At 71.6% G+C, this 1712-nt stretch carries 2 protein-coding genes; both read right to left on the bottom strand.

Features of this window, described 5'->3' with window-relative positions:
- A partial coding sequence (locus ACY5KJ_RS19435) for a copper resistance CopC family protein (RefSeq protein ID WP_462204043.1) occupies positions 1 to 482 on the bottom strand: 482 nt, incomplete at its 3' end.
- A gap of 165 nt (positions 483 to 647) precedes the next feature.
- Entirely contained in the window at positions 648 to 1694 is a 1047-nt protein-coding gene (locus tag ACY5KJ_RS19430) for a hypothetical protein (RefSeq protein WP_462204042.1), read from the bottom strand.
- Positions 1695 to 1712: the final 18 nt, after the last annotated feature.

Below are 1712 nucleotides of genomic sequence, written 5' to 3'. Positions count from 1 at the left end.
CCGCCGACCGGATGACCGTCCTCGGACACGACCCGATAGGCCACCGTGTAGCGACCGTCGCGGAGAGCGGTGAGGTCCTGGTGGACGCTGCCGCCCTCGACGCGGGTGGCACCGGCGGTCACGCTGGCGCCGTCGGCCGCTGTGACGGCGACGTTCGTGTAGCGCGGGGACACTGGCTCGTTGAACATCAGGATGATCTCATGTGGCGGGGCGGTGAGAGTGCTGTCCGCCACCGGGGTGCTGGTGACCAGGCGTGAATGCGCCGATGCGGGGGTGGCCAGTCCGAGCAGGACCGCCGGGACGAGCGCCGCGACGAGGCCAAGCGCCACAACCAGGCTGATCGCCGCGGCGAGGCCGGTTGGCCCCGTGCCGCCCGTACCACCGGTGGCGCGGGCGGCACCGGTGGGGTTGGCGAACCGGGTGCCGCTCCTACTCGGGACTGCCGTACGCCGTCTCGCGGACAGCCTCGCCTGTAGTCGCACCCAGCAGATTCTACGCGCCGTAGAAACGTGACCACCGCGTCCGATCCAAGATAATCAACAATGTTGACATCCTCCCGGCGCGTAGGTTCCGCTCGCTGTTCCCGCTGCTGTTGCTGCTGACGACCGGCCTCGGCTCATCGGCCGAGGCCGATGGCGGGCCGGCGGTCAGCTGCCGCCGTCGTGGTCCACCGGAGCCGGCCGTGGATGATCGGGAAGGACGATCGGCGCGACGAGCACGGTGTCATGGCCGTCCGTGGTGGCCACGAGCGCGGGCCAGAGGCCGTCGTTGACGCAGTTCTTCGCGAATTCGCTGGCCCGGGTCGGGGGAGAGGCCAGGGACACGAATCGGCCCTCGGTCGTCGCGAGGAGCAGGTGCGCGCCGATCAGGGAGTGCCGCATCGCCTGTTCCCGGTGCCGTCGGCGGCGCGCCTCGAGGGAGACGTGATCCATCGCTTCCTCGGCCGGAAGATGCCAGCCCGAGGTGTTCACCAGTTCCGCCCGGAGCCGGACCAGGCGATGTGCTCCGGTTCCCCCGGCCTGGTGTGCCCAGGTCTGCAGTCCGGCGCTCAACCGCAGCTCTCCCTGCACGGCCCAGCTGTCCCAGGTGATGCGGGTCGGTTCCGCCTCGCCGTGGCCGCTCACGGTTTCCACCCGCCGACCGGCGGGGGCGCTGAACCGGATGGTGTGGGGTGGTCCGAGTCCCGCCGAGACGCCACCGCTCGCCGGACCGGCCAGCTCCCATGGATTCGGCCGTGGCGCGCTCAGGCGGGGCAGCCAGTTCCGCCGCGGCCCCGCGGCGGTCGGTACCGCGCTGCCGGGAGGCGCCGCCAACAGGTCCGTGACCGTCACCACATCGTCGACCTGGCGCGGGATGAACTCGTCCCAGCCGCGGGGCTCGGCATCTCCCGCGGGCCAGCCGCCCGGTGGAAACCGGCCCCCATCCCCGGGGCCACGATCCACGGAACGGGCCGTCAGCTGCAGGTAGCGCACCCGGACCCGGAGCACGGTGTCGGGGCCGCATTCCAGGAGACACTCCGAGTGGGCATGCGAACGCTCCCCCGGGTGGGCGAGGGCATAGGACGACGGGGTCAGCACCCCGATCCGCCGGTCTGAGCCGCAGGTGGTGGCGCGGTCGGGACGGGTGGACTCGCCGCGGTAGATCTCAGCGTCCGCGATCGCCGCGGTCTGGTCGAACGGCGAACAAACCGTCATTGCATCTCCCTGCCCTGG

The organism is Frankia sp. CcWB3, assembly GCF_977927595.1.
Note: the sequence above shows the minus strand (reverse complement) of the source record. Positions and strands in the feature narration are given on the sequence as shown.

Bases quoted from the DNA above. Each gene is read 5' to 3' on its own strand.
- ACY5KJ_RS19430 (WP_462204042.1), bottom strand. From the start codon at position 1,694: ATGACGGTTTGTTCGCCGTTCGACCAGACCGCGGCGATCGCGGACGCT.